Below are 24,685 nucleotides of genomic sequence, written 5' to 3' on the forward strand. Positions count from 1 at the left end.
CCTTTTCATCAGCTTCCGGGGCGGTAATTCTGTTTTCATTCCCCTTAACCGGAGGTTCCTTTGAAAAAGCGACTTATCATGAAACATCTCGCAGCGACGGCGTCGACGGCTGTTCTGCTCGCCGGATCGGCGGCCTTCGGGGTCGCCACCCCGGCGGGAGCGGCGGGCCGCGAGTCCTGCTGGGAGTGGAGCAAGAGCAGTGCGTACAAGAACATGAAGGTGAGTCTCTGGAAGGGCAACATCACCTTCCGGTGGTGCGCCCAGGACAACCGGATCACGAAGTTCTGGATGCTGCGCTGCGACACCTCGGGCGGCCGTTCGATGTTCGTCAGGGAACTCGGTCCGGACAAGCCCGAGGGCGACTGCCAGCCCCGCATGGCCCTCGGCGGGCGGGATCTCCCGATCTACGGCGACATGTGGGTCGAACCCACGCAGTCGTTTGAGGACAAGTTCCACTGGAAGCCCGGCAAGTTGTCGATGCATTACGAACTGGTCCTGCACACCAACGGATACGTCACCGGCGGCGCGGACTGAGCTGAACCGTTTCCCGGGCCGGCGTGCGATGCACGCCGGCCCGGCGTGCGCAGCGACGAACGGTCTGACGAGACCGTCGTGGATGTCGAGGCGGCGTTCCCAACGCACGGCGATCCGGCGGAACTGGTGCAGCAGGGCGAAGGTCTGTTCGACGACGTAGCGCAGCTTGCCCAGACCTTTGATGTTCGGGGTCTTGGGCTCGGCGATGATCGGTTCGGTGCCGTACCGGCCGGCTTCGGCGCTCGATGGGCGCGCGGAAATCGGCCCGGCTCCGGAAAGAGGCTGGTCTCGTCCGGTGCGTCGAAGTGTTGCTCGAGGCGGGAAGTCCCTGCCCGCGGACCGGCGGCTCAGTGATCGGCCCTGGCCGGAGGCGACGCCCGCCCGGTGAGTGTCGCGGCGACGGCCGGGGCCAGCATCGGGGTGAGCGGCAGCCGGGCGGTCAGCGTCGCCTGCAGGCTGTGGTAGAGGTCCGGCTTGCCCGGCCAGACCGTGTCGGTCGGCGCGTTCTCCGCGTCGAGCTGGTGGAACCACGACCCGTGGTCGTGGTCGATCAGATACTCCGCCGCGTAGTCCCACCAGGTTCGATACCAGGTGGCGTACTGCTCGGTGCCGAACCGCCGGTGCAGAGCCGCGGCGGCGCTGATCGCCTCGGTTGTCACCCAGTGCATCCGGTCGCGGACCACCGGCGCGCCGGTGAAGTCGGTGGTGTAGACGAAGCCGGGCCGGCCGTCGACCGCCCAGCCGTCGGCCACCGCCCGGTCGAACAGGGACTGTGCGGCCTCGGCCAGCCACGGTTGCGACCCCGCCGGGCGGGCGGCCTCGGCGTGCAGGAGCAGCCGCGACCACTCCAGGCCGTGACCGACCGTCACCCCGTACGGCTTGAAGGGGTGATCCGGCCGGTCGCGGTGGAATTCCGGCAGCGGCCGCCAGTGCTCGTCGTAGTGCTCCGGGATGCGCCAGTTGTGCTCCCGTGCGGTGTCCGCCACGAACCGGCAGACCCGTAGCGCCCGGTCGAGCCACTCGTCGTCGCCGGTCACGCCGGCGACCGTCAGCATCGCCTCGACCGCGTGCATGTTGGCGTTGATGCCCCGGTAGTCCTCCAGGATCGTGAAGTCCGCGTTCCAGGTGTCGACGCACCGCCCGGCCTCGTCGTCCCAGAAGCGCCGCACGAAGACCGCCTCGGCCGCGGCGAGCAGCGCGGGACCGCCGCTGAGCCCGGCGCTGGTCGCGGAGGCGCCGGCGAGCAGCACGAACGCGTGGTCGTAGCAGGCCTTGACCGTGTGGTCGGTGGCCGTGGGGAACCAGCCGCCGTGCTCGGCGTCGCGCAGCCGGCCGGAGAGCCCGCGCAGGGACTGCTCCGCGACCGGGGCGGCGCCGGGCACGCCGAGCAGGGTGCCGACCGCGTACACGTGCGCCATCCGGGAGCTGAGCAGCGTGGAGGCCGGCTGCCGCGGGTCCGGCTGGCCGCGGGCGTCGAGCCAGCGGGCGCCGCCCGCGGGGTCGGCGGTCCGGCGCCCGAACGCCAGCAGCTCCCGGGTGTGCCGGTCGAGCCAGCGGTGATGGGCGGGGTTCGTCGGCCAGGGGGACATCTGGATCACTGTACGGCGGCCGGGGTGCCGGCCGGGTCGACACTCAGGGCCATCAGGGCGACGTCGTCGTCGAGCTCGTCGAAGGTGCCGAGCAGGCTGACGAGGGCCGCGACGGCCCCCGGCGCGTCCGTCGGCCCCAGCTCTTCGACGTACTCCTGCAGCGCCTCGCCGCTGTAGCGACCCGCCCCGATCCGCGCGTCCGTGAGCCCGTCGCTGTACAGCACCAGCGTGTCGCCCGGGCCCAGCCGCAGCGTGCGGCTGACCAGCCGGGGCGCCGCGATGATCCCGATCAGGGTGCCGCCGATGGTGTCCTGGTAGCCGGCGGTGCCGTCCGCGCGCAGCAGCAGCGGCGGGGGATGCCCGCCGCCGGCGATGGTCGCCGTCCAGCCGTCCCCGTCGGGCGTCAGCAGGCCGAAGACCACCGTGCAGTGCCGGTGCGCCCGGCTGCGGTATTCCTGGTGGAGCACCGCGTTGAGGTTGCCGAGCACCGCTTCCGGCGTCGGGTCGTAGACGGCGGCGGCGCGCAGCGTGTATCGGGCCGCCGCGGTGACGGCCGCCGCCTCCACCCCCTTGCCGCAGACGTCGCCCAGGAAGAAGCCCCAGCGGCCGGCGCCGAGCGGGAACAGGTCGTAGAAGTCCCCGCCGACCTCGTCGGCCGAGGCCATCCGGTAGTGACCGGCCGTGCGCATGCCGGCCGGGGTGGGCAGGCTGACCGGCAGCAGGCTGCGCTGCAGGCCGGCCACCAGCCCGCGCAGGCGTTCCCGCTCGCCGTCGGCGTCGCGACGGGCCCGGAGCAGTTCCTGCTCGTACGCGCGGCGCTCCCGGGCGTCGAAGACGGTCATGCGCACGATCAGCGGGCGGTTGTCGGCCCCGGTCTTGACCGTGGCGGTGACCAGCACGGGCAGCCGGGCACCGTCGGCGGCGCGCAGGTCCAGGGCGATGCCGTTGATCTCGCCGCGCATCCGCAGCAGCGGCGCCAGGTGGGTCTCGTGGAAGATCTGGCCGCCGACGGTGAGCAGGTCGCTGAAGCGCCGCCGGCCGACGAGCTCCCCGCGGGTGTGGCCGAGCCAGCCCAGCAGCGTACGGTTGATCTTGACGATCGTGCCGTCGGGCAGGGTGGCGAGGTTTCCGCAGGGTGCGTTGTCGTAGAGCTCGTCGGTGTCGTCCCCGATGAGCGCGGCGAGCTCCGTGCTGTCCCCGGCGTCGCGGGACGAGACCGCGTCCATCCATGCATCCTGTCACCAGCCCGGACCGGGGGCGAATCGCGGCGAGCGGGGCCGAACCGGACATGATGGCGAAATACCACGACCTGACCCGGCGGCCCGGCAACCGATAGAGCATTGAGGAGTCTCACCGGGCGAGCGGCGAAGGAGCGGTGCCTGTGATCTCTCGTGCCCTCGGCCCGCTGTTCCGGCCGGCCGCCGCGCTGATCGGGCGGCTGCGGTACGCGCAGAAGTTCGTCGTGGTGGGCCTGGTGCTGCTGGTGCCGCTGGGGTTCGTCGCGACCGCGTACGTGGATCTGCAGCGCGACCAGATCGCCTTCAGCGCCAAGGAGCGCAGCGGCGTCGCGGTCATGGCACCGCTGGTCGAGCTCGCCGGCCGGATCGCCCAGGGCCGGCACGCCGCGGTCACCGCTGGCGGCGGCGAGGCCGTTGTCAACGAGGCTGTTGTCAACGAGGCCGCGATCGACCGGGCCGCGATCGACCGGGCCATCGCCGTGGTGGATGCCGCCGACCGGCGGACCGGACCGACGCTCGGCACCGCCCAGGGATGGGCGGCGAGCCGCCGGCTGGTGCTGGCCGCGCGGCACGCCACCGGTACGGCCGCCGACCGGTACGCCGCCTACGACGCCGCCATGGCGGCCCTGCTCGGCCTGATCGTGCGGGTCGGCGACGAGTCCAACCTGACCCTCGACCCGGATCTCGACACCTACTACCTGATGGACACCCTGCAGTTCCGGCTGCCGGTGGTGCTGGACAACGCGGGGCGCGGAGTGGACCTGGCGCTGCTCGCCGACACCCGGCCGGCCGGCGCCCGCACCGACGCGCTGATCCAGCTCGGGTTGACCAACGGGGTGCTGATCGCCACCCGCGCCACGATCGGCCGGGCGGTGGCGACGGCCGTCGCCAAGACCGCCGACGACGCGGTGCGGCGCCGGACCATCGCCGACTTCCGCCGGCTGGACGACGCGACCGCCGCGCTCACGGCGATCCTGACGACGGCGGTCAAGGACCGCCGGCCGGGCCGCGTGCCGGCCGGCGCCTCCGACGCGGTCCGGGCCGCGGCCGCCGACTTCGCGGCGAACGCGGCGACGTCACTGGACCGGTTGCTGCGGGCACGGATCGAGGGCTTCTCCGGGCGTGCGTACCGGGTCCAGCTCGCCGCCGGGCTGGCCGCATTGCTCGGCGCGTACCTCTTTGTCGGGTTTTATCTGTCGGTGGTGCCGCCGATCCGGCGGATGGTCGCCGCGCTGCACGCCGTCGCGGCCGGCGATCTGACCCGGCGGGTCGTGGTCGACACCCACGATGAGCTGAGTGTCGTCGCGCGGGCGCTCAACGACACCGTGGCCAAGACCGAGATCGCCACCGACCGGCTCGCCCGGGAAGCCACCCACGACATTCTCACCGGGCTGCCGAACCGGGCGCTCGCCCTCGACCGGCTGGACCAGGCGCTGGCGGCCGGGCGGCAGCGCGGCGCCCTGCTGGCGGTGCTCTTCATCGATCTGGACCGGTTCAAGCCGATCAACGACTCGCTCGGTCACCACGCCGGCGACGCGGTGCTGTGCGAGATCGCCGGCCGGCTGGCCCGGCTGCCCGGCCTCGACACCGTCGCCCGGCTGGGCGGGGACGAGTTCCTGGCGATCTGCGAACGGCTCGCCCACCCGGCGGTCGCCGTCGAGCGCGCCGACCGGGTGGTGGCCGAGCTGAGCCGGCCGTTCGTGCTGGGCGCCGGCGCGACCGCGCGGGAGGTCAGCGTGGGCGCCAGCATCGGGGTCGCCTACGCCGACGGGAGCACGGTGCAGGCCCCGGCGGACCTGATCCGCGACGCCGACGTCGCCACCTACGAGGCGAAGCAGCGCGGTCGCGGCCGGGCGGAGGTCTTCGACGACCAGCTGCGCACCGCCATCGAACGCCGGCTGCAGACCCACGTCGACCTGCGGCACGCGATCGGCAGCGGGCAGATCCGCGCGTTCTACCAGCCGATCGTCGACGGCGGCACGGCGGCGGTGCTGGGGTTCGAGGCGCTGGCCCGCTGGCAGCATCCGGCACGCGGCCTGCTCACGCCCGACCAGTTCATCGCGGTGGCCGAGGAGACCGGGCTCATCGTGCCGCTCGGCGCGGAGATCCTGACCCAGGCCTGCGCCCAGGCCGTCCACTGGCGCCGCGAGCACCCCCGGGCGCACGTGGCAGTCAACGTGGCCAGCGCGCAACTGGCCCACGAATCGCTGGTCCCGACCATCGCGCGGGTGCTGGCCGACACCGGTCTCGACCCGGACGCGCTCTGGCTCGAGATCACCGAGACCACGATCATGGCCGACACCGAGGCGGCGGTGGAGACCTTGCGCGCTGTCCGCGCGCTGGGCGTGCACCTGGCCATCGACGATTTCGGTACGGGCTACTCGTCGCTGGCCTACCTGCGCCGGTTCCCGGTCGAGATCCTGAAGATCGACCGGTCCTTCGTCGCCGGGCTCGGCCACGACCGCGAGGACGAGGCGATCGTCGGCATGATCCTCAGCCTGGCCGGCGCGCTGGGCCTGCGCGTCGTCGCCGAGGGCGTGGAGTCGGCCGAGCAATGGGGGCAACTGCGTCAGCTGGGGTGCGGGTTCATGCAGGGCTTCTTCTTCGGCCGCCCGATGCCGGCCGCCGAAACGCACACCCTGCTGACCCGCCCCCAGCCGATCCTGTCCTGAGCCACCCTCAGCGGCGCGCCTCGTACACGTTGTTGAAGGGTGTCTCGCTCGCCCGCCGGAAGCGGGTGAAGCCCGCGTCGGTCACCAGTTGCCGGATGGCCGCCTCGCCCGCCTGGGCGCCCAGGGCGTAGCCGCCCGGCTGGGACATCGCGTTCGGTACGCACAGGAACGTGGAGAACGAGTAGTAGACCCGCCCGACCGGGTTCATGTTGTCCTCGACCGTGTCGCCGGCGGCCGGCTCGACGATCATCCAGGTGCCCTCCGGGGCCAGGGCGCCCAGGATGTGCCGGGCCGCGCCCAGCGGGTCGCCCATGTCGTGCAGGCAGTCGAAGGTGGTCACCAGGTCGTAGCGCTCGCCGCCGAACTGCTGGGCGCCGGCCGCCTCGAAGCTGACCCGGTCGGCGACCCCGGCGTCCGCCGCGCGCTTGTGCGCCAGATCGATCGAGCCCTGGTGGTAGTCGGAGGCGTGCACGGTCGACTTCGGGTACGCCTTGGCCATCAGCACCGAGGACGCGCCCAGGCCGCAGCCCACGTCGGCGATCTTCGCGCCGGCCCGCAGCTTCGCCTCGACGCCGTCCAGCGCCGGGATCCAGCTCGGGACGAGGTTGCCGATGTAGCCGGGGCGGAAGAATTGCTCGCAGCCGACGAAGACGTCGGCGTCGTGGGCGTCCCAGGCCAGCCCGGCGCCGCTGCGGAAGGCCGCGGTGATCCGGGGCTCGGCCCGCAGGGCGCCGAGGGCGAGCAGGAAGGCACCCGGCATGTACAGCGGGCCGTCGGGGTTCGCCAGCGCGAACGCCTGCTCCTCGCTCAGGGTGTAGCGGTCGCCGTCGTGGTCGACGTAGCCGCCGGCCGCCTGGCCACGCAGCCACTCGGCGACGTACCGCGGATCGGTCTCGGTCCTCGCGGCCAGCTCGCCGGGGGTTGCCGGGGCCTCGGCCAGCGCCTTGTAGTAGCCGAGGCGGTGACCGATCACGACGTTGCCGGCGGCGACGGTGGCGCCCAGGTCGCCGACGAACTTGTTGATGAACTCGTTCAGCTTGTCTTCGTTGATAGCCATCCCGCCACCGTGCCGGTGGGCGTTGCGCCACCGTTGCAACCGGGCTGCAATGGCGGGGGAGAGGGTGGCGCGATGAGAGCACGGGAACCCGACGCCGAGGGTTACGTCAACCATGACGGTGTCAAGGTCGGCTACGCGGTCTACGGCGAGGGCGACCGCACCGTCCTGCTCGCACCGGGCTGGCTGGTCGTGGACTCGCGGATCTGGAAGCTCCAGGTCGCCTACCTGGCCCGGTACTTCCGGGTCATCACCGTCGACCCGCGGGGCAACGGACGTTCCGACCGGCCGACCGACCCGGCGGCGTACACCGACCGGGCGCACGCCATGGATCTCGTCGCGGCGCTCGACGCGGCCGGTGCCGACCGCGCGGTGGTCGCCGGGCTGAGCCGGGGCGGGTGGCGGGCCGCGATCGCCGCGGCGGAGCATCCCGAACGCTTCACCGGCCTGGTCGCGATCGCACCGCGGGTGCTCGGCCTCGCCCCGCCGCCGCCGGAGCGCGCGGTGGTCGACTTCGAGGCGGTGCGGGAACGCTACGAGGGCTGGCAGCAGTTCAACCGGCACTTCTGGCGCCGCGACTACCGCGCGTTCGTGGAGTGGTTCTTCGCGATGCTGCTGTCCGAGCCGCACTCCACCAGGCAGTTCGAGGAGTGCGTCGGCTGGGCGCTGGAGACCGGTCCGGAGGCGCTGATCGCGGGCGAGGAGGCGCCGGCCTCGGTGCCCGGGCTGCCGGCGACCGAGGCGCTGCTGCGCGGGCTGCGCTGCCCGGTGCTGGTCATCCACGGCGAGAACGACCGCTGCGTACCCGTCGGCGTGGGTGAGCGGTTCGCGGAACTGACCGGCGGGCGGCTGATCCGGATGGCCGGCGCCGGGCACCTGCCGCCCGCACGGCACCCGGTGCCGGTCAACCGGTGGCTGCGAGGCTTCGTCGACGAGTGCGGCCCGCCCTCGCCGCAGCCGCCGCTGCGCTGGTCCCGCGCCCTGGACCAGCCGCGCCGGGTGCTCTACCTGTCCTCACCGATCGGGCTCGGGCACGCCCGCCGCGACCTGGCCATCGTGGCGGAGCTGCGCCGGCTGCGCCCCGGCGTGCGGGTCGACTGGCTGGCGCAACATCCGGTCACCGCGCTGCTGGCGGCGCGCGGCGAGCGGGTCCATCCGGCGTCGCGCTGGCTGGCCTCGGAGTCGCGGCACGTGGAGGCCGAGGCGCACGGGCACGACCTGCACGCCTTCCAGGCGATCCGGCGGATGGACGAGATCCTCGCGGCCAACTTCATGGTCTTCGCGGACCTCGCCGAGGAACGCCGCTACGACCTCTGGGTCGGCGACGAGGCCTGGGATGTCGACCGCTTCCTGCACGAGAATCCGGAGCTGAAGCGCGCCGCGTACGCCTGGCTGACCGACTTCGTCGGCTGGCTGCCGATGGCCGCCGGCGGGCCGGCCGAGGCCGCCCTGACCGCCGACGCCAACGCGGAGATGATCGAGCACATCGAGCGCTTTCCCCGGGTACGCGACCGCGCGCTGTTCGTCGGCGACCCGGAGGACGTGCTGGCGGGGCTGTTCGGCCCCGGCCTGCCCGCCATCGCCGACTGGACGGCCCGGCACTACGACTTCACCGGCTACGTCACCGGCTTCCCGCCCGCCGACCTCGCCGACCGGCAGGCGGCGCGGGCCGAGTTCGGCTGGGGGCCGCAGGAGCGGGTGTGTCTCGTCGCGGTCGGCGGCACCGCAGTCGGCGTCCATCTGCTGCGCCGGGCCCTGGCGGCGTACCCGTCGGCGGCCCGGCAGGTGCCCGGCCTGCGCATGGTCGTGGTCGCCGGGCCGCGCATCGACCCGGGCGCCCTGGCCGCGCCGCCCGGCGTCGACGTGCACTCCTACCTGCCGGAGCTGCACCGCTACCTGGCCGCGGCCGACCTGGCGGTGGTGCAGGGCGGGCTGAGCACCACCATGGAGCTGACCGCCGCCGGCCGCCCGTTCCTCTACGTGCCGCTGGAGAACCACTTCGAGCAGCAACTGCACGTGCCGCACCGGCTCGCCCGCTACGGCGCCGGACGCCGGGTCGCCTTCGCCGACACCGGCCCGGAACAGCTCGCCCGGGCCATCGCCGAGGAGATCGGCCGGACCGTGCGGTACCGGCCGGTCACGCACGACGGCGCCGTCCGGGCGGCGAACCGGCTGGCCGAGCTGATCTGACAACGAACCCCGCCTCACCGGCAGCCGCTCCGATCGCCTGTGGTCAGGTGGCTCCTGGTCCAGACCCGGTCAGGTCCGCACAGCGTCACGACGCCCCAAGCGCCCGCTGCGCCTTGACCACGGTATGAGCGGATGTCGTTGGGGTCGGCGTCACTTGGCCGGTAGTGATCGGGCGTAGCGCACGCCCCGGGCAACCCACGATTCCAGCTGGCGCTTCGCAGCCAGCTCGGTCGCGTCGATGCGGAGCCAGCCGTCCATTTCCCGTCCGCGCATCTCGAACCGGCTGGCCTCGGGACGCCCGATCAGGGTCGGGGTATCCGCCGGATCGACCCGCAGCAGCATGCCGCCCTGGCCGCTGGCACTCACCGCCATGTTGCCGTTGATCAGGAACGCCAACCCGCCGAACATCCGCTTCTCCGTCAGACCCGGTTCGCCCTGCACGATCTCCCGGATGCTGTTGGCGAGGTCCTCGTCGTAAGCCACGACGGGTAGTGTCCCACCGCTTGGCGGCACGGTGTTGCTTCCTTGCGCGACCTGATCTCACCGCCCGGGTCTCTGTCCGATCGCCGGACCGGCTACCGAAGAACCGTTCGGGTATGAGCATTCGGGGAGCTGCAACGACGATGGACGAATCCAGGGTGAGCCGCGGCCCGACATCGGCCTACCGAATAACGTACCGCTGCTCACCTACCACGACCTGGACAACTATTTGTTTCCTTTGGTCCCGAAGCTCACCGCGAGCACCGGGCGGCAGTTTGTCTCGGTGTGGGCGACCAAGCGGCAGATCCGTATGCCTACTCGATGCTCATTCAGGCGAAGGATCGGCGAAGGAATCGGCGACCGGCCGCCGGGCCCTAGTGTCGCGTGTCTGAAGTTGTTTTGTGGTGTGGGTGCGGGACAATGAGGTATGTCTGTCGCTGCCGCGCTGGTTCTTCGTCCTGGTGATGGTGCTCGTCTGCGGGAGTTGACCCGTTCATCGACGGCGCCGGCAGGATTGGTGCAGCGAGCGAGGATCGTGTTGCTGGCCGCGGACGGGACGGCGAACGCGGCGATCGGCCGGCAGGTCGGGGTGTCCACGCCGACGGTCCTGGCGTGGCGTAACCGCTACGACGCTGGTGGCATCGACGCTCTGGTTGATCTGCCTCGTTCGGGTCGCCCGCCGGTGATCGACGAGGCGGCGATCATCACCCACACGCTGAACCCACCACCCGATGATGTAGCCGTGACGCACTGGTCCGCCCGACTCCTCGCCGATCACCTGACCAAGGCGGGGTTGCCGGTCAGCTTCGCCGAAGTGGCCCGGATCTGGCGAGACTGGGGCCTGCAACCACATCGCGCGGAGACATTCAAGTTCTCCACCGACCCCCACCTCGAAGCGAAGATCCGCGACGTCGTCGGCCTCTACCTCGACCCACCGGCGAATGCGGTCGTGGTCTGCATCGACGAAAAGAGCCAGATTCAAGCCCTGGACCGGACCGCGCCTCTGCTGCCGATGCGGTTCGACCAGGCCGAGCGCCGCACCCACGACTACCGCCGACACGGCACCACCACGCTGTTCGCCGCCCTCGAAGTCGCGACCGGGAAGATCACCGCGGACGCCTGCTACCAACGGCATCGCAACGGCGAGTTCCTCGCCTTCCTCAAACAAGTCGCCAAAGCCCACCCGAGGGTGAAGCTGCACGTCGTGTGCGACAACTACGGCACCCACAACCACCCGAACGTCAAAGCCTGGCTGGCCAAACACCCACGCATCACCATGCACTTCACCCCGACCAGCGCCTCCTGGATGAACATGGTCGAAGTCTTCTTCGGGATCATCACCCGCCAGGCCATCCGCCGCGGCACCTTCGCCAGCGTGCCCGACCTGATCGGCGCGATCCGCGCGTTCATCGACGCCTACAACCAGCGCTGCGAACCGTTCCGCTGGACCAAGACCGCCGACCAGATCCTCACCAAAGCCAACCCGAAAAAGACTTCAGACACGCGACACTAGTTGTCGGCTGGCTGTGCTACCTGAGAAGTCGGTCTCCGACCACCGAAGAGCCAAGGTAAATCGAGGGCGTACGCGTTCGGAGCTATGCCATCCTGCCCGGATGGAATGCTGGGTCCACGCCGACGAGACCTACCAGATGAACTCGATGTACCTGCTGCCGGACGATGCCTGGGCGTACGAGATGACGCCGGCTGCCCGCGACCGCGGCAGGATGAGCCTCATCGTGTTGATTCCGGACGCCACCCCGGATGACGGGCCGTTCACGCCAAAGGGCTCGACCCACGCTCGGGTCGTCCTGGAGGAGGGCAACCTGCCGTGGCCCGTGCTTTCCCGTTTCCTGCAGTCGGTCGACTCCTCCGGTGACATCGTCGACGACGAACTGGGCGAAGTCGTTGGGGATCTGTCCCTGTCGTGCAACACGTGGCGCTTCGCCGGCCGGTCCTTCGAGGTCAACTCGTACTATCGCTGCGACCACGACTGCTGGTGTTACGAGATCTACGAGACCAACAGCGCGAACTCGAACAACGAGTACCTCGAAGTCCGTATCCCTGACCTGCAACCAGTTGGTGGGTCGTTCGCTCCTGCCGCAGCTGCCCAGGTCATGATGCGCGCGCAGGGATCATGGCTGGTTCCGTGGCCGGTCTTCCGCCACTTCGTCAACGCCATCAGCAGCAGCGGCGACATCATCGAAGATCTACCAGCGCGCGGGTAGCCGCGACCGCGGCGTCCCAGGAACGACGGGGCCGCGCCCACACCGACCCGCGCGTTTGTCGCGGCAGAGATGAGGTCGTCGTCTTCAGCGCCGATCCGACCTCGATAGACGGAAGGCGTTTCCTTCGAGATGCGTAAGCGAAAGGGAGGGCGGGCTGCTCTTCGGCCAGGGCGCTAGCCGCTGGCTGAGCAGCCAGCGGCCGACGTCAGCGCTCCGGAGCTCAGTGCATCTTGCCCAGAAGGATTCGGACAACGGGATCACGACGCGTCCGAAGTCCATAAGATCGACAATGACATGGCTCCAATCGGGCGAAAAATGCGAATCCCGATCTTTGGGTGATACGCGAATGCCATATCCAGCCCCCGTCGAACGGTGTGATCCGTTGTTCCAAGCAGTCGCCCGCATCTCGACCCGTCCTCCTCGGGGGCGAGGATCCCAGAACGCACCGTAGCTGTCGAGGCCGGCTGCAGCCATGAAGGCGGACAGATTCTGGCAGACTATGTCGCTCGCGGCGCTTCCGGACCGTACTTTCGACTCGTGGACGTCTTCCTGCTGTGGCACGTCAGACACGCACCCTTTGCCGGTGGACGCCCGACTCGGCATCGCGACGAAGATGGCGAACTGGACTGGGACGAGACAGCGGGCGACGACGCAAAGATCCTTGGTGCCTACTCCACGAGGGAGAAGGCCGAGGATCGCATGGTCCGGGCGCGATCACTCCCCGGATTTCACGAGGAACCGGACTGCTTTCTCATCGACCGGTACTCCCTCGACGAGGACCTGTGGATCGATGGTTTCGTCACCGTGCTCCACAGGCCGTGACCTCGGCCGCCTCGACCAGTCCGGGATTACCCGCTGGCCTGGTTCCCGAGGCGTAATTGCGGGAAGGCGCCCCATAAGTCGGTGAGGAACTGGGTGTACTGATCGGCGCCGTACGCGGCTGCGGTGTGCTGTACGGCGTTGAGTGCCGCGCTGAGGGAGTCGCTGTTGTTCGTCGCGGTCACGGCATATAGCGCCGCTACCGAGCGTTCTTGCGGTCTGTCGTCGCCGGGCTCGCAGGTCCATGGCAGCCTGGGGACACCGACGCCATCGGGGATGTGATCCTTGTAGGCTGAGTAGTCGGGCACCTGCTCGTCGAATGGTGCCGGCGGGTGCTCTCCTTGCTGTAGCGCGGACACCGTTGGTGCGACCATCGGGTTGGCGGTGAGCTCGGCGATACTCAGAGCGCGAAGCGCCGCCCATCGCGCGACGGCTCGATGCAGTTCGTCGTCGGCGCCGCCCAACGCCCACATCAGGTCGTCGTCGAGGGCCCGGAAGCTGGGGATGTAGGTCTCGGCATCGCGGAGCCGGTCGTTGGGTACTCGGTCTCCGAACCGTGTCCGGTCGTATTGTTCCTGCTCGGCGGCGATGCGCCGCTCCTCGACCAGGCGCTCGTCCGGCGGGATTTCGATATCGCGGTCCTGGCGGTGCCAGTAGGCCGCAGCGTTGCTGGTCTGCCTCAGGATGCGGTCCGGTGCTGGTGGGCGTGACGGCCAGAACTGGAGCAGGTAGAAGTCGATCGGCTGCTCACCGCTGAGGGTGTCCTCCTCCTCGCCCTGCTGCATGCCGCGCGCGCAATAGCGGACTCGGTAGTCACCGGGTGGCAGGCTGAACTCATAGCTGTCATCGAAGGCGTGCAGTCCCATTTCGGCGGTGGTGGTGCGGAAGGAGACCTCGACGGCCTCCTCCCAGCGGGCACCGAGCGGTGGCTCTTTCGTGTGGAGCTCGATGCGGAAGCCCACATCTCCGGTGTGCAGGCCCGTCACCATGTGCAGCTGTCCCGGCACCTCCGCACCGCACAGGCCGTTTCGCTGCCCGCGCCGCTGAGCGGCAAAGTCGCCGCGCGGCTCGTCGTCGATGCCGCGCACATCGATGAAGCGGTAGTGCACATGCGCGTGTCCCTCAAACAACACCTGCGCCGCCATGCCGTTGCCCCCGTCCGTATCGTCGTCCCCATAGTCGCAGCCCGGGTGATCGCCGGACGCTACCGTCTGATGAGCCAGCTCGGCCGTGGCGGGATGGGTGTGGTCTGGCAGGCGCGCGGCGAACCCGCCCGCCGGCGACGTCACGCCCAACGGGCCTGGGGTTTCCGCCGCCGGTGGGCTCAGTCCCCGGGGAGCAGGTAGGCGCGGTCGGAGTCGAAGGTGAGTTCGACCGCCGTTCCCTCGGCCAGTGCGTCGCGCGGGTCCCCGCCCTGGTCGGTGGCCGCGATCGTCCCCGCCCTCGTCTCGATCTCGTAGTCGAGGCTCGGGCCGTGGAATGTCGAGCGCAACACCGTGCCGTTGCCGCCGCCGGTGACCGGGGTCAGCCGGACGTTCTCGGGCCGGACCATCAGGTAGGCGCCGCCCGTCCCGGCGATGGTCCGCGGATGGGCGGCGACGGTGACCTGCCGGCCCAGCACGGTGAGGGTGGCCCTCCCGGCGACGATGCGCTCGGGCGCGGCCGCCAGGAAGTTGGCCTGGCCGATGAAGTCGGCCACGAACACGCTGGCCGGCCGGGCGTAGATCTCCCCGGGGCTGGCCACCTGCTCCACCTTGGCCTTGTTCATCACCACGATCCGGTCCGACATGCTCATCGCCTCGTCCTGGTCGTGGGTGACGTAGATGCTGGTGATGCCGAACATCTTCTGGATCCGGCGGATCTCCGCCCGCATCGCGGTGCGGAGCTTGGCGTCCAGATTCGACAGCGGCTCGTCGAAGAGCAGCACCTTCGGCTGCACCACCAGGGCCCGGGCCAGCGCTACGCGTTGCTGCTGGCCGCCGGAGAGCTCGTGCGGGCTGCGTTCCTCCAGCCCTACGAGGTTCATGCTGGTCACCGCCATCCGCATCGCGGTCGCGATCTCGTCCTTGCCCCGGTGCGCGCGCTGCAGGCGCAGACCGTAGGCGATGTTCTCGGCCACTGTCAGGTGCGGGAACAGCGCGTAGCTCTGGAACACCATGGCCATCGGCCGCCGCTGGGGCGGAAGATGATCGATGGCCCTGCCGTCGAGCTCGATGCGGCCACCGGTCGCTTCCTCGAAGCCGGCGACCATCCGCAAGGTGGTCGTCTTGCCGCAGCCGGACGGCCCGAGCAACGTGATGAACTCTCCCGGCAGCACGTCGAGGTCGACCCGGTCGACCGCGGTCACCGTCCCGGTGCGGCCGCGGAACTGCTTGGTGAGCCCGTCCAGTCGCAGATGCCCGGCGCCGTTCTCCGGGTGCGGGGCGGCGCCCGGCTCGACGACCGGTGCCCCGGTGTGCGCTGCTGGGGTCATCTCTTCTGCCTTCCGGACGTGGCGGTGCGCTGCAGCGAGGCTCCCGCGCCGACGATGACGCGGATGAGCAGGAAGCCGGCGAGCACGATGGCGGTGAGCACGGCGCAGTAGGCGAACGCCACCCCGTACCGGCCGGTGCTGGCGGCGCTCATCACCTGGGCGGTGATGATCTTCGTATCCGGGGTGACCAGCAGCACGATGGTCGACACGGAGGTCATGCTGCGGGCGAAGCTGTAGCTCAGCCCGGTGAGCAGGGCCGGGCGGATCAGCGGCAACGTCACCCGGCGGAAGGTCTGCAGCGGGCTGGCGCCCAGGTCGGTGGACGCCTCCTCGATGTACGGATGCAGCTGGGTCAGCGCCCCGACCGCCGTGCGCTGTCCGGCCGGCACACTGCGGATCACGTAGGCCAGCACGATCACGACCGCGCCCGCGGCCAGCGCGCTGCCGCCGACGAGGCTGGGAAACACCATGACGTCGCCGACGTACCGGTCCGGGCGGTAGGCCAGGACGAAGCCGATGCCCAGGACGGTGCCGGGAACCGCGACGCCCAGCGTGCCGCCCAGGTCCAGCAGCCAGGCGGTGTGCCGCAGGTGCCTGACGACCAGCCAGGCCACCACCAGGCCGGCCGCGCCGGCGATCGGGGTGGCGATGGCGGCGAACAGCAGGGTGTCCAGGACCGCCTCCACGCCGGGGCCGGCCAGGACCTCCCGCAGGTAGTCGAGGGTGACCGTGTTGTCCACGCCGAAGACCCTGGTCACCGATCCGGCGATCACGGTGCCGTACAGACTGACGATCACCGCGGCGACCAGCAGCGCGAGCCCGTAGATCGGCCAGCGGCCCCAGCCGGTGAGCAGGTGCACGCTGCCCGACGGCCGGCCGGTGATCGTGGTGCGCACCTTGCGGTTGAGCCACCACCGCTGCCCGAAGTACAACGCCAGCGACGGCACCAGCAGGATCACGCAGTAGACCGAGGCGCTGGTCAGGTCGTACTCGCCGGTGACCGCGAGATAGGCGCGGCTGGCCAGGACCGTGTAGTCGCCGCCGAGCACCAGCGGGTTGGCCAGGTCGGCGATCGCCTCGACGAACAGCAGGAGGAACGGGGCCACCAGGCCGGGCGCCAGCAACGGCAGAATCACCGTACGGAGAATGTGCCACCGGCTGGCGCCCATGTTCATGGCCGCCTCCTCCACCGCCGGGTCGAGGCCGCGCAACATGCCGAGCAGGCCCAGGTAGGCCACCGGGAACAGGGACAGCGAGAGGACGAACACCAGCCCGTCCAGGCCGTAGATGTCGTACTCCAACCCGAACACGCCGTTGCTGATGGCGCCGCGGCGCCCGTAGAGCACCACGGTCGCCGTCGCCACCGCGAACGGCGGGCTGACGATCGGCATCATGGCGATCACGTGCAGGATCCGCTTGCCCGGGACGTCGAGCCGGGCCTGCACGAAGGCGAACAGGAAGCCCAGTGCCGTACCGCCGGTGCCGACCAGCAGGCCGAGCACGAGCGTGTTGCGCAGGATGGCCAGGTCGACGGGTGAGGTGAAGAATTCCGCGTAGCGCGGCAGCGCATCCGGCGCGAAGGCGGTGGCCAGGACCGCGATGAGCGGAACGGCCGCGCCGAGCGCCACCAGCAGCACGCTGGCGGCGATCAGCGACCGGATCCCCAGGTCGCCCCGGCGCCGCCGGCGGCCGGTGGGCACCGGCGGCGGAGCGGAACGTCCCTGGTCGGGCAGCAGCGTCGTCATGACTTCGGCGCCTGGGTGACCTCGGCGTCGAACCGCTTGTTCAGGGCCGTCTTCGCCCGACCGGCGGCCGTCGCGTCGTAGTCCACCATGGTGATGGTCGACAGCTTGACCACCTTGTCGGAAACCTTGGCGTCGGGATGGGTGGGGAACTGGTAGGCCTTGACCGACGGGCCGATCTCCTGGGCCGCCGGGGTCAGCGCCCAGTCGACGAACTTCTTGCCGCTGACCGGGTTCTTCGCGCCCTTGACCAGGGCGACGCCGCCGGTCTCGTAGCCGGTGCCCTCGGCCGGGAAGCTCACCCGCAGATCCGGGAAGCCGGCCTCGATGGTCGCCACGCAGTCGTGCGAGAAGATGACCCCGACCGCGACCTCGCCCCGGGCGGCCATCTGCGCCGGCGCCGCGCCGGACTTGGTGTACTGCAACACGTTCGGGTGCAGCTCGCGCATGTAGCCCAGGGCCTTGCTCTGGTCGCCGCCGGCGAGCTGGACCTGGGTCCACAGCGCCGTGTAGGCGGTGCCGGAGGTGGAGGGGTGTGCCATCCCGATCTCCTTGGCCAGCTTCGGGTTGAGCAGGTCGGCCCACGACTGCGGCACCGGCACGCCCTTCTCGGCGAGGATCTGGCTGTTGCTGCAGAAGCCGAGCGCGCCGACGTAGACGCCGGTCCAGAGGCCGGCCGGATCCTTGTACTGGGTCGGGATCGCCGCGGCGCCGGCGGAGACGTAGGGATCGAGCAGGCCGTCGACACCCGCCGCGGCGTAGCCGTCGGCGGGTCCGCCGTACCAGACGTCGAACTCGGGGCTGCTCTTGCCGGCCTTGATCCGGGCCAGCGCTTCGCCGCTGGACAGCCGGACCACGTCGGCCCGCACCCCGGTGGTCTCGGTGAACGTCTTGGTGGTCGCCGCGCACCAGTCCTCGGTGGCGCCGCAGACCACGTGCACGATGGTGGCGTCGCCGGCGCTGTTGTCACCGCCGGCGTTCTGCTTGGTGCAGGCCGGCACGGCGACTCCGGCGAGCATGAGCGTGACCGTTAGCGTCGCGAGACGACGCGTGCGTGGTGCCTTCACGGACTCGACCTCCTTGGCGATGGCGGATCGCTACGATGCGATGCGGTGCTGCGGTCAGGCTATGAGCGCGTGAGCGCCGCCACGGTGACACTCTCGTGAGTGCGGGTGACAGTCCTGTCACCAACCGGGCGCCCCGGCGGGGCCGCGGGAATGAGACCATGGACGCCCTGGAACTGCGACAGGGGAAGCGCGGTGACGAGCGCCTGGTGGGGACTGGCCATCGCGGTGATCGGTGCCCTCGGCGGGGCCGCCGGGACCGCGCTGGTGCTGCGCCGCGGCGCCGGCCGGATGCGAGCCGAGCTGGCCGCGCTGGAGCTGATGGTGCAGAGCCGTGCCGACCAGGTCAATGCGCTCAGCCACGAGCTGCGCACCCCGCTGAGCATGATCAAGGGCGCGGTCGACCTGCTCCGCGAAGGCACGCCCGGCCCGCTCACCGGGGCGCAGGAGAAGTTTCTCCAGGTGGTGGACAACCAGTCGACGCAGGTGATCAGCCTCTGCGAGAGTCTGCTGCTGCAGGCGAAGATCGAGGCCGGCTTGTTCACCCCGCGTCCGGAGAAGACCGATGTGGCGGTGATCGTGCGCGATGTCACCGCCGCCATGCGGTCCCTGTGCGAGCAGCGCGACCAGCGGATCACTCTGGACACCCCGCAGGTGATGCCGCGCATCCTGGCCGACCCGATGCTGCTGACCCAGGCGATGACCAACCTGCTGTCCAACGCCAGCCGCTTCACCACCACCGGCGGCAGCATCGACGTCCGGGTGATGGTGGTGGACTCCGGGGTGGCCGTCTACGTCACCGATGACGGGGCGGGGATGACCCGGACCGAGCGGGAAAGGCTCTTCCAGCGCTTCGCCACCGGCCGGCCGCTGCTCGACGGGACCGGCCTCGGCCTGGTGATCACCAAGATCATCATCGAGCTGCACGGCGGCGAGATCCTTGTGCACACCGCGTCGACCCGGGGGACGACGTTCCTGCTGACCCTGCCGAGCGGGTCATGAGCGCCCCGCCCCGGCCCACCGCGCTGGTGGTCGACGACGAGCCGCAGATGGTGATCATCGTCGAGTTCGCGCTCCGGACCCAGGGCTTCGACGTGCTCACGGCGTCGGACGGAGCCACCGCGCTGCACCTGCTGAAGACCCGCCGGGTCGACCTCGCCATCCTCGACATCCTGATGCCGACCATGAGCGGGCTGACGCTGTGCCAGCTCATCCGGGCCCGCTCCGATACGCCGGTCCTGCTGCTCAGCGCGCTCGGTCAGCAGCAGGACGTGATCGCCGGACTGGAGCACGGCGCCGACGACTACGTCATCAAGCCGTTCCATCCCCGCGAGGTGGCGTTGCGCGCGCAGGCACTGGTCCGCCGGCGGCGTGACCACCCGGGCCTGATCACCGTCGGGCAGCTGGTGATCGACCCCGCCACCCAGAGCGTGACACTGGGCGGCCAGCGCATCGACCTGCCCTTCACCGAGTTCAAACTGTTGCTGCACCTGGCCAGCCGGCGGGGCGTCCCGCAGTCCTGGCAGGACCTGCTGCGCACGGTCTGGGGAACGCCGGACCTGCTCGGCGGCCGCGACGTGGTGAAGTCCACGGTGTACAGGCTCCGCTCCCGGCTGGCCGCGCTGCCGGGCGGAAGCAACTATCTGTGCACCCTGCGCGGCGTCGGCTACCTCATGCCGGACGTCCCGTCGCCGTAGCGCCGTCCCGATGCCGACGCCCATCCGGGACCGTGCGCGCGACCGGCGGGTCAGCCCAGCAGGTGGGTGAGGCCGAACCGGCGGGCCAGCCGCTCGGCCGCGGCGGCCTGCGGCGCGGACTCGGCGCCGGCCGCTGCCGCCGCCTCGGCGTCGAGCAGCAACGCCGGCACCTGGACGGGCCGCCACCGGACGCGGCCCGCGGCCGCCAGCAAGGGCGCGATCACGGTACGGGCCCGGGCCGGCTCGCCGTGCCGCAGCCACCCGCGCCCGACCGACAGATACGCGTCAGCGCCGAACAGCCAGGCGCTGCCCGGCGGCGTCTCGATCCCGGCGACCAGCCCGTCCGCCTCCTCCAGCAGGGCGCGCGAACCGGTCACCGCCGCGAGCGGGCCCAGGCAGCGCACCAGGTAGGCCGCGCCGCCCTCGCCGCCACCGCGGTCGCAACCCTCCTCCAGCAGCGCCACGGCCTCGGCGTCCGCGCCGGCGGCCAGCAGCGAACCCGCGAGCTGCGCGCACGCGGCGACCCGCCACCACGGGTGGTTCGCGTCGCCGGTCAGCGCGTACGCCTGGCGCCCGTACCCGATCGCCGGCCGGTACGCGCCGCGGAGCTGGTGCACCCAGCCCAGGTTGCCGACGAACCAGCCGGCGTAGGCGCCGTACCCGCTGCGCCGGTTCACCTCCCGGGCCGACTCGATGCGGTCGATCGCGTCGCCCCACCGGGCCGCGGCGATCGCCGGGAACGCGCCCTCGAACAGCGCCCACTGCAGCCGCCACAGGTCGTTCTGCTTGTGCAGCAACGGTTCCAGCTCGTCCAGCACCGGGATCAGCCGGCCGATCTCACCCAGGTAGGCCCAGCTGGTCTTCACCCCGTCCAGGGCCACGGCCAGGGCCCGCTCGTCGTTGCCGGGCCTGGTGGTCTGGACGGCGCGCTGGGCGTACCCGAGGGCCGTGGAGAATTTGAGCCGGCTGCTGGAGACGATCGCGAGCCGGCTCAGCAGGTCGGCCTCCATGGTGCGGTCCGCCAGCGACTCGGCGATGGCGAGACCGCCCCGCAGATGCTCGACGCACCGGGCGATCGGCTGGCCGAGCGCGATCGGCACGTCCCCGCCGAGTTCCCGCAGCCCGATCATCTCCAGCCGCCGGTCACCGACCCGCCGGGCGGTGCGCACCGCCGCGTGGAAGTCGGCCAGCGCCGCCGGATAGGCGGCCAACGCCTCCCGGACCCGGCCCCGCGCCTGGTACGCGCGCCCGGTCACCTCCGGCGCGCCCGCCCGGTGCGCCGCGTCCAGGGCGCTGGTCAGCAGCGCCTCGGCGTCCGCCGCGGCGAACCGGCGGCCGGCCTGCTCCCCGGCGACCAGGAACGCCCGGGCGGCGCGATCCCAGTCACCGGCAGCCCGGGCGTGCGCGGCCACCTGCTCCGGGTGATCGCTGAGCAACTCCGCCGCCCGCCGGTGGTACGCCACCCGGGCCGGTGCGGGCGTCGTCGTGTAGAGCACCTCGCGGATCAGATCGTTGGCGAACTCGTACGCCCGGCCGGCCACCACCAGCAGCCGGGCGGTCAGCGCCTGCTCGCAGCGTCGGACGGCCTCGGCGGGCGGGACCGCGAGCAGGCCGGCCAGCAGGTCCGGCTCCATGGTCGCGTCCAGGGTCGACGCCGCGCGCAGCAGCTCCTCGACCGCCGCGCCCGTGCGGGCCACCCGGGCGAGCACCGCCGCCTGCAGGGAGTCCGGGATCCCGTCGTCGCCGGCGGCCAGCGCCCGCAGCGTCTCCACCACGAACAGCGCGTGCCCGCCGGTCCGGTGCAGGATCCGCGGGGCCAGCTGGGCCTGCCCGGCGCGGGTGGCGAGGCTGGTCACGGCGTCGGCGGGCAGGGGGCCGAGCTCCAGCCGGGTCGCCACCTCGTCGAGGGTCCGCAGGGTGGCGGCACCTTCCTCCGCCCGTACCGTGGCAAGAATGAGCAGCCGGCCGCGGGCGTGCCGGGCCAGGTAGTGCAGCAGCTCGACGGTGGCCAGGCCGGAATTGTGCAGATCGTCGAGCAGCAGCAGGGCCGGCTGCCGGGCGGCGATCCCGGACAGATATCCGCTGACCGCCTCGTAGGCGCGTCCCCGGGCGAGTTCGGGCGCGACCACCGGCGCTGGCGAGTCCCCGAGCAGGGCGCCGACCTGCGGCACCAGCTCCGCCAGCACGGGCGCGGCCAGCGCGCGCACCAGCGCGGCCGGTGACCGCGCGGCGTGCGCGCCCAGCGCGTCGACGAACGGCTGCAGGAACAGCGAGCTCTCCGCGGCGTAACAGCGCACCGACAGCACCACCCCGCCGGTGCGGCCGGCCAGGTCGACGGCCGCACCGGCGAGCCGGGTCTTGCCGATCCCGGCCTCCCCGCTGATCAGCACCAGGGCCGGCCGGCCGGCGACCGCGTCCCGCCAGGCACCGGCCAGGCGGGCGGTCTCCGCGGCGCGGCCCGCCAGCGACGATTCCGTGGTGACGGCGGCCGGGCCGGAAGTGGCCGGGCCGGCCGCCTGGGTGGTCGGCGGCTTCTCCTCGCGGAGGATGCCGAGGTGGACCGCTCGGGTCTCCGGGGCCGGATCCGTGCCGAACTCCTCGGCCAGTGCCACCCGCAGCCGCTCGTAGGCCGACAGCGCCCGGGCCGGCTGGGCCAGGGCGGCCTCGGCGCGCATCAGCAGCCGGCAGGCGGCCTCGTCGTAGCCGTCCGCCGCGATCGCCGCGACCGCCAGCTCCCGCGCCGTCTCGGCGTCGGCACTGGCCAGGGCGGCCTCGGCGGCCAGCTGCCGGGTGCGCCGGAGCAGCTCGCCCGTCTCGGTGCGGGCGGGCCGGGCCCACTCCGCGTCCCGGTCCTCCGGCAGCGCCTCCCCGCCGCCGAGCAGGTCGAGCACCCGGCCGGCCACCGCGGCCGCCAGCCCGGGCTCGGCGGCGGCCAGGTGCCGGGCCGCGGCGGCGAGATCGGCGGCGGCCAGATCCAGGTCGACCAGGACGGCGGGCGGGCGGCCCAGCCGGTAACCCTCGCGGCCACCGGTGACGATCTCCGCCCCGAACCGCGACCGCAGCCGGCTGACCAGGGTGGCGACGTTGTCCGCGGCCCGTCGCGGCGGGCTGCCGGCCCAGAGCACCTCCAGGACGCGGTCCATCGGCACCGGCCCGGCGCGGTGCACGGCGAGCAGCTTGAGCAGGGTGCGCGCCTTGCGGCTGCCGACCATGGGCACGCCGTCGGCGGCACCGCCGGCGCGGATCGCGAACGGACCGGCCAGGCGCAGCCACACCGCGCCCGCCGTCTGGGTGGCCACGCCGCCAGCCTACGAGGATCACCGGCCCGGTGGATCGCCGCCGGCGGCCGGATTCCCGACAGCTTCCGGCGCGATTCTCGGCAATACGGTCAATGCCGGATAACGCTGTTCATCGCTCGGCGGTGGCCGCCGGGACAATCGCCGAAACAGCGCTGCTCCGTCGTCGGTCATCGTGGTTCCGTGGTGTCGGTGATCCGGCTGACCAGCAGTTATCCGATGGTTGCCGTGACCGCGTGCCACCAGGCGGTCGCCCGTGGGGGGAGGCCGGCAACCGAACGGCGACCGGGAGGCAGCCAAGCTGCGATCAACGCGCCCGGAGCAGGGCCGAAGGGAACAGTGAACCTGGCAGCAAGCCAGGCGCCGTTCTCCGAAAGGGTCCTCCTTGCGCTCGCTGCTTCGCCGTTTCGCCCTGGCCGCCCTCATCGCCCCCGCCGCCGCTTTCGGCGTCTCGATGTTCGCATCCCCGGCCGAAGCCGCCCCCGCGGCGGTGCAGGAGCAGAGCCTGCAGACCGAGGTCACCCGCCTCACCAACGCCCAGCGCACCGCCCACGGCTGTGCCGCTGTCACCGTCAACGTGCGGCTGACCGCCGCCGCGGTCGACCACAGCGCCTGGATGGCCCAGACCGGCACGTTCTCGCACACCGGCCGCGCCGGCTCCACCTTCCTGGTCCGGGCCCGGGCCGCCGGCTTCGCCCGCCCCGCCGGTGAGAACATCGCCTGGGGCTACCGCACCGCCGCGGAGGTCGTCAACGCCTGGATGAAGAGCCCCGGCCACCGCGCCAACATCCTCAACTGCAAGTCCAAGACCGTCGGGGTCGGCGCCGTCCGCAACGCCGTCGGCGCCCCGTACTACACGCAGGTCTTCGGCTTCTGAGCAGGCTTCTGCCCCGCGTCGGCCCGGCCGGCGCGGGGCATCGCCGCGTCCCTCGAACGGGGGGAAAGCGGCTGTTTCTTCTCGGCGGGACGTCATGACCTGTCTCCGCCGGCCTCTCCTCACCATGGCGAAATCCTCGAAACTCTTCCGCAAGGCGGGGGTGGCCGGCCTGGTCGCCGCCGCACTTTCCCTGCCCGTCCTCGGTGGGGCCGCCGGAGCGGCTCCGTCCGACCCGGCCGCTCCCGCGGCGGCCGTCCAGGCCCCGGCGCTGAGCAAGGCGGCGAAGTCTCAGCTGGCGCGTCCCCGCGGCGCCGTCTGCGTCAACGCGCACATCCAGAACATCGGCTGGCAGGGGTGGCGCTGCTCGCGCGGCGGTAGGCCCGTGCTGGCCGGCACCGTCGGCCAGTCGCTGCGCCTCGAGGCATTGTCGATCTCCACCAGTCGTACCGGTGGCGTGTGCGCCCAGGCGCACGTGCAGGATCTCGGCTGGCAGCGGACGCGCTGCGGCCGCGACAATGAGCAGATCACGGTCGGCACCGTCGGGCGCTCACTGCGCCTGGAGGCGCTGCGGCTCAGCACCCGCACCGGCGTGTGCGCCCAGGGGCACGTGCAGAACATCGGCTGGCAGCCGTGGCAGTGCGTGCCGCGCTCCGCCACCGCCACCATCGGTACGGTCGGGCAGTCCCTGCGCCTGGAGGCGCTGCGCGTCCGCGTCTGACCCCGCCGACGTGAAGA

20 protein-coding genes are annotated in these 24,685 nt (G+C 71.7%); 11 read left to right on the forward strand and 9 right to left on the reverse strand.

Going from position 1 to position 24,685, the window contains the following annotated elements; all coding sequences use genetic code 11:
• Window positions 1-78: 78 nt before the first annotated feature.
• Together DMB66_RS30185 and DMB66_RS66065 are read left to right on the forward strand one after the other, a co-directional pair.
• On the forward strand, window positions 79-534 hold the full coding sequence (locus DMB66_RS30185; RefSeq protein WP_125807507.1) for a hypothetical protein: 456 nt from the start codon (window positions 79-81) through the stop codon (window positions 532-534).
• 45 nt (window positions 535-579) lie between these two features.
• Window positions 580-888, forward strand: coding sequence for a hypothetical protein (locus DMB66_RS66065; RefSeq protein ID WP_125807508.1), 309 nt, complete (start codon window positions 580-582; stop codon window positions 886-888).
• On the opposite strand, the gene DMB66_RS30195 is transcribed toward DMB66_RS66065, so the two are convergent.
• The gene (locus DMB66_RS30195) at window positions 882-2,123 is read right to left on the reverse strand and encodes an AGE family epimerase/isomerase (protein WP_233624939.1); all 1,242 of its coding nucleotides are present in this window, start codon (window positions 2,121-2,123) and stop codon (window positions 882-884) included. The two genes, DMB66_RS66065 and DMB66_RS30195, sit on opposite strands and share 7 nt — an antisense overlap.
• A 5-nt stretch (window positions 2,124-2,128) precedes the next feature.
• Window positions 2,129-3,349, reverse strand: a complete 1,221-nt coding sequence (locus DMB66_RS30200) for a PP2C family protein-serine/threonine phosphatase (protein WP_125807510.1) — start codon at window positions 3,347-3,349, stop codon at window positions 2,129-2,131.
• Between the two features lie 155 nt (window positions 3,350-3,504).
• Between DMB66_RS30200 and DMB66_RS30205 the strand changes: the two genes are divergently transcribed.
• Complete coding sequence (locus DMB66_RS30205; protein WP_125807511.1) at window positions 3,505-6,033, forward strand: bifunctional diguanylate cyclase/phosphodiesterase; 2,529 nt, start codon at window positions 3,505-3,507, stop codon at window positions 6,031-6,033.
• 7 nt (window positions 6,034-6,040) lie between these two features.
• Here DMB66_RS30205 and DMB66_RS30210 read toward each other — a convergent pair whose 3' ends face one another.
• A complete protein-coding gene (locus DMB66_RS30210; RefSeq protein ID WP_199752693.1) occupies window positions 6,041-7,090 on the reverse strand; it encodes a class I SAM-dependent methyltransferase in 1,050 nt (349 codons plus the stop codon).
• A 72-nt stretch (window positions 7,091-7,162) separates the two neighbouring features.
• Here DMB66_RS30210 and DMB66_RS30215 point away from each other — a divergent pair, with 72 nt between their 5' ends.
• Window positions 7,163-9,277 carry an alpha/beta hydrolase gene (locus DMB66_RS30215; protein WP_125807512.1) on the forward strand — a complete coding sequence of 705 codons (2,115 nt, stop codon included), beginning with the start codon at window positions 7,163-7,165 and terminating at the stop codon, window positions 9,275-9,277.
• Window positions 9,278-9,427: 150 nt separating this feature from the next.
• Here the strand turns inward: DMB66_RS30215 and DMB66_RS30220 are convergent, their stop codons facing one another.
• Window positions 9,428-9,760 (reverse strand): TfoX/Sxy family protein, encoded by a 333-nt coding sequence (locus tag DMB66_RS30220; RefSeq protein ID WP_125807513.1) that lies wholly within the window; start codon window positions 9,758-9,760, stop codon window positions 9,428-9,430.
• 424 nt (window positions 9,761-10,184) lie between these two features.
• Here DMB66_RS30220 and DMB66_RS30225 point away from each other — a divergent pair, with 424 nt between their 5' ends.
• The 3 genes from DMB66_RS30225 to DMB66_RS30235 all read left to right on the forward strand — a co-directional run bounded on the left by DMB66_RS30225 (window position 10,185) and on the right by DMB66_RS30235 (window position 12,804).
• Complete coding sequence (locus DMB66_RS30225; RefSeq protein ID WP_125807514.1) at window positions 10,185-11,270, forward strand: IS630 family transposase; 1,086 nt, start codon at window positions 10,185-10,187, stop codon at window positions 11,268-11,270.
• Between the two features lie 145 nt (window positions 11,271-11,415).
• Entirely contained in the window at window positions 11,416-11,982 is a 567-nt protein-coding gene (locus DMB66_RS30230) for a hypothetical protein (RefSeq protein ID WP_233624940.1), read from the forward strand.
• A 537-nt stretch (window positions 11,983-12,519) separates the two neighbouring features.
• Window positions 12,520-12,804, forward strand: coding sequence for a hypothetical protein (locus DMB66_RS30235; protein WP_125807516.1), 285 nt, complete (start codon window positions 12,520-12,522; stop codon window positions 12,802-12,804).
• A gap of 26 nt (window positions 12,805-12,830) precedes the next feature.
• Here DMB66_RS30235 and DMB66_RS30240 read toward each other — a convergent pair whose 3' ends face one another.
• The 4 genes from DMB66_RS30240 to DMB66_RS30255 are packed head-to-tail and all read right to left on the reverse strand — an operon-like array spanning window position 12,831 to window position 18,083.
• Window positions 12,831-14,090 carry a hypothetical protein gene (locus DMB66_RS30240; RefSeq protein ID WP_158647411.1) on the reverse strand — a complete coding sequence of 420 codons (1,260 nt, stop codon included), beginning with the start codon at window positions 14,088-14,090 and terminating at the stop codon, window positions 12,831-12,833.
• A gap of 35 nt (window positions 14,091-14,125) precedes the next feature.
• A complete protein-coding gene (locus tag DMB66_RS30245; protein ID WP_125807518.1) occupies window positions 14,126-15,274 on the reverse strand; it encodes an ABC transporter ATP-binding protein in 1,149 nt (382 codons plus the stop codon).
• Complete coding sequence (locus DMB66_RS30250; RefSeq protein ID WP_125807519.1) at window positions 15,271-17,019, reverse strand: iron ABC transporter permease; 1,749 nt, start codon at window positions 17,017-17,019, stop codon at window positions 15,271-15,273. The genes DMB66_RS30245 and DMB66_RS30250 overlap by 4 nt, the downstream gene beginning before the upstream one ends.
• A complete protein-coding gene (locus tag DMB66_RS30255) occupies window positions 17,016-18,083 on the reverse strand; it encodes an ABC transporter substrate-binding protein (RefSeq protein WP_233624941.1) in 1,068 nt (355 codons plus the stop codon). Before DMB66_RS30255 ends, DMB66_RS30250 begins: the two co-directional genes overlap by 4 nt.
• A gap of 192 nt (window positions 18,084-18,275) precedes the next feature.
• Between DMB66_RS30255 and DMB66_RS30260 the strand changes: the two genes are divergently transcribed.
• Together DMB66_RS30260 and DMB66_RS30265 are read left to right on the forward strand one after the other, a co-directional pair.
• Window positions 18,276-19,082, forward strand: coding sequence for a sensor histidine kinase KdpD (locus DMB66_RS30260; RefSeq protein WP_158647412.1), 807 nt, complete (start codon window positions 18,276-18,278; stop codon window positions 19,080-19,082).
• Window positions 19,079-19,777 carry a response regulator transcription factor gene (locus DMB66_RS30265; protein WP_125807522.1) on the forward strand — a complete coding sequence of 233 codons (699 nt, stop codon included), beginning with the start codon at window positions 19,079-19,081 and terminating at the stop codon, window positions 19,775-19,777. The genes DMB66_RS30260 and DMB66_RS30265 overlap by 4 nt, the downstream gene beginning before the upstream one ends.
• A gap of 50 nt (window positions 19,778-19,827) precedes the next feature.
• Here DMB66_RS30265 and DMB66_RS30270 read toward each other — a convergent pair whose 3' ends face one another.
• Window positions 19,828-23,076, reverse strand: a complete 3,249-nt coding sequence (locus DMB66_RS30270; protein ID WP_125807523.1) for an AAA family ATPase — start codon at window positions 23,074-23,076, stop codon at window positions 19,828-19,830.
• Window positions 23,077-23,458: 382 nt separating this feature from the next.
• Here DMB66_RS30270 and DMB66_RS30275 point away from each other — a divergent pair, with 382 nt between their 5' ends.
• Complete coding sequence (locus DMB66_RS30275; RefSeq protein ID WP_233624942.1) at window positions 23,459-23,950, forward strand: CAP domain-containing protein; 492 nt, start codon at window positions 23,459-23,461, stop codon at window positions 23,948-23,950.
• A gap of 124 nt (window positions 23,951-24,074) precedes the next feature.
• Window positions 24,075-24,668: a hypothetical protein gene (locus DMB66_RS30280; protein ID WP_158647413.1), complete on the forward strand. Its 594-nt coding sequence runs from the start codon at window positions 24,075-24,077 to the stop codon at window positions 24,666-24,668.
• Window positions 24,669-24,685 lie beyond the last annotated feature (17 nt).

The sequence above is a fragment of the Actinoplanes sp. ATCC 53533 genome, from assembly GCF_003947245.1.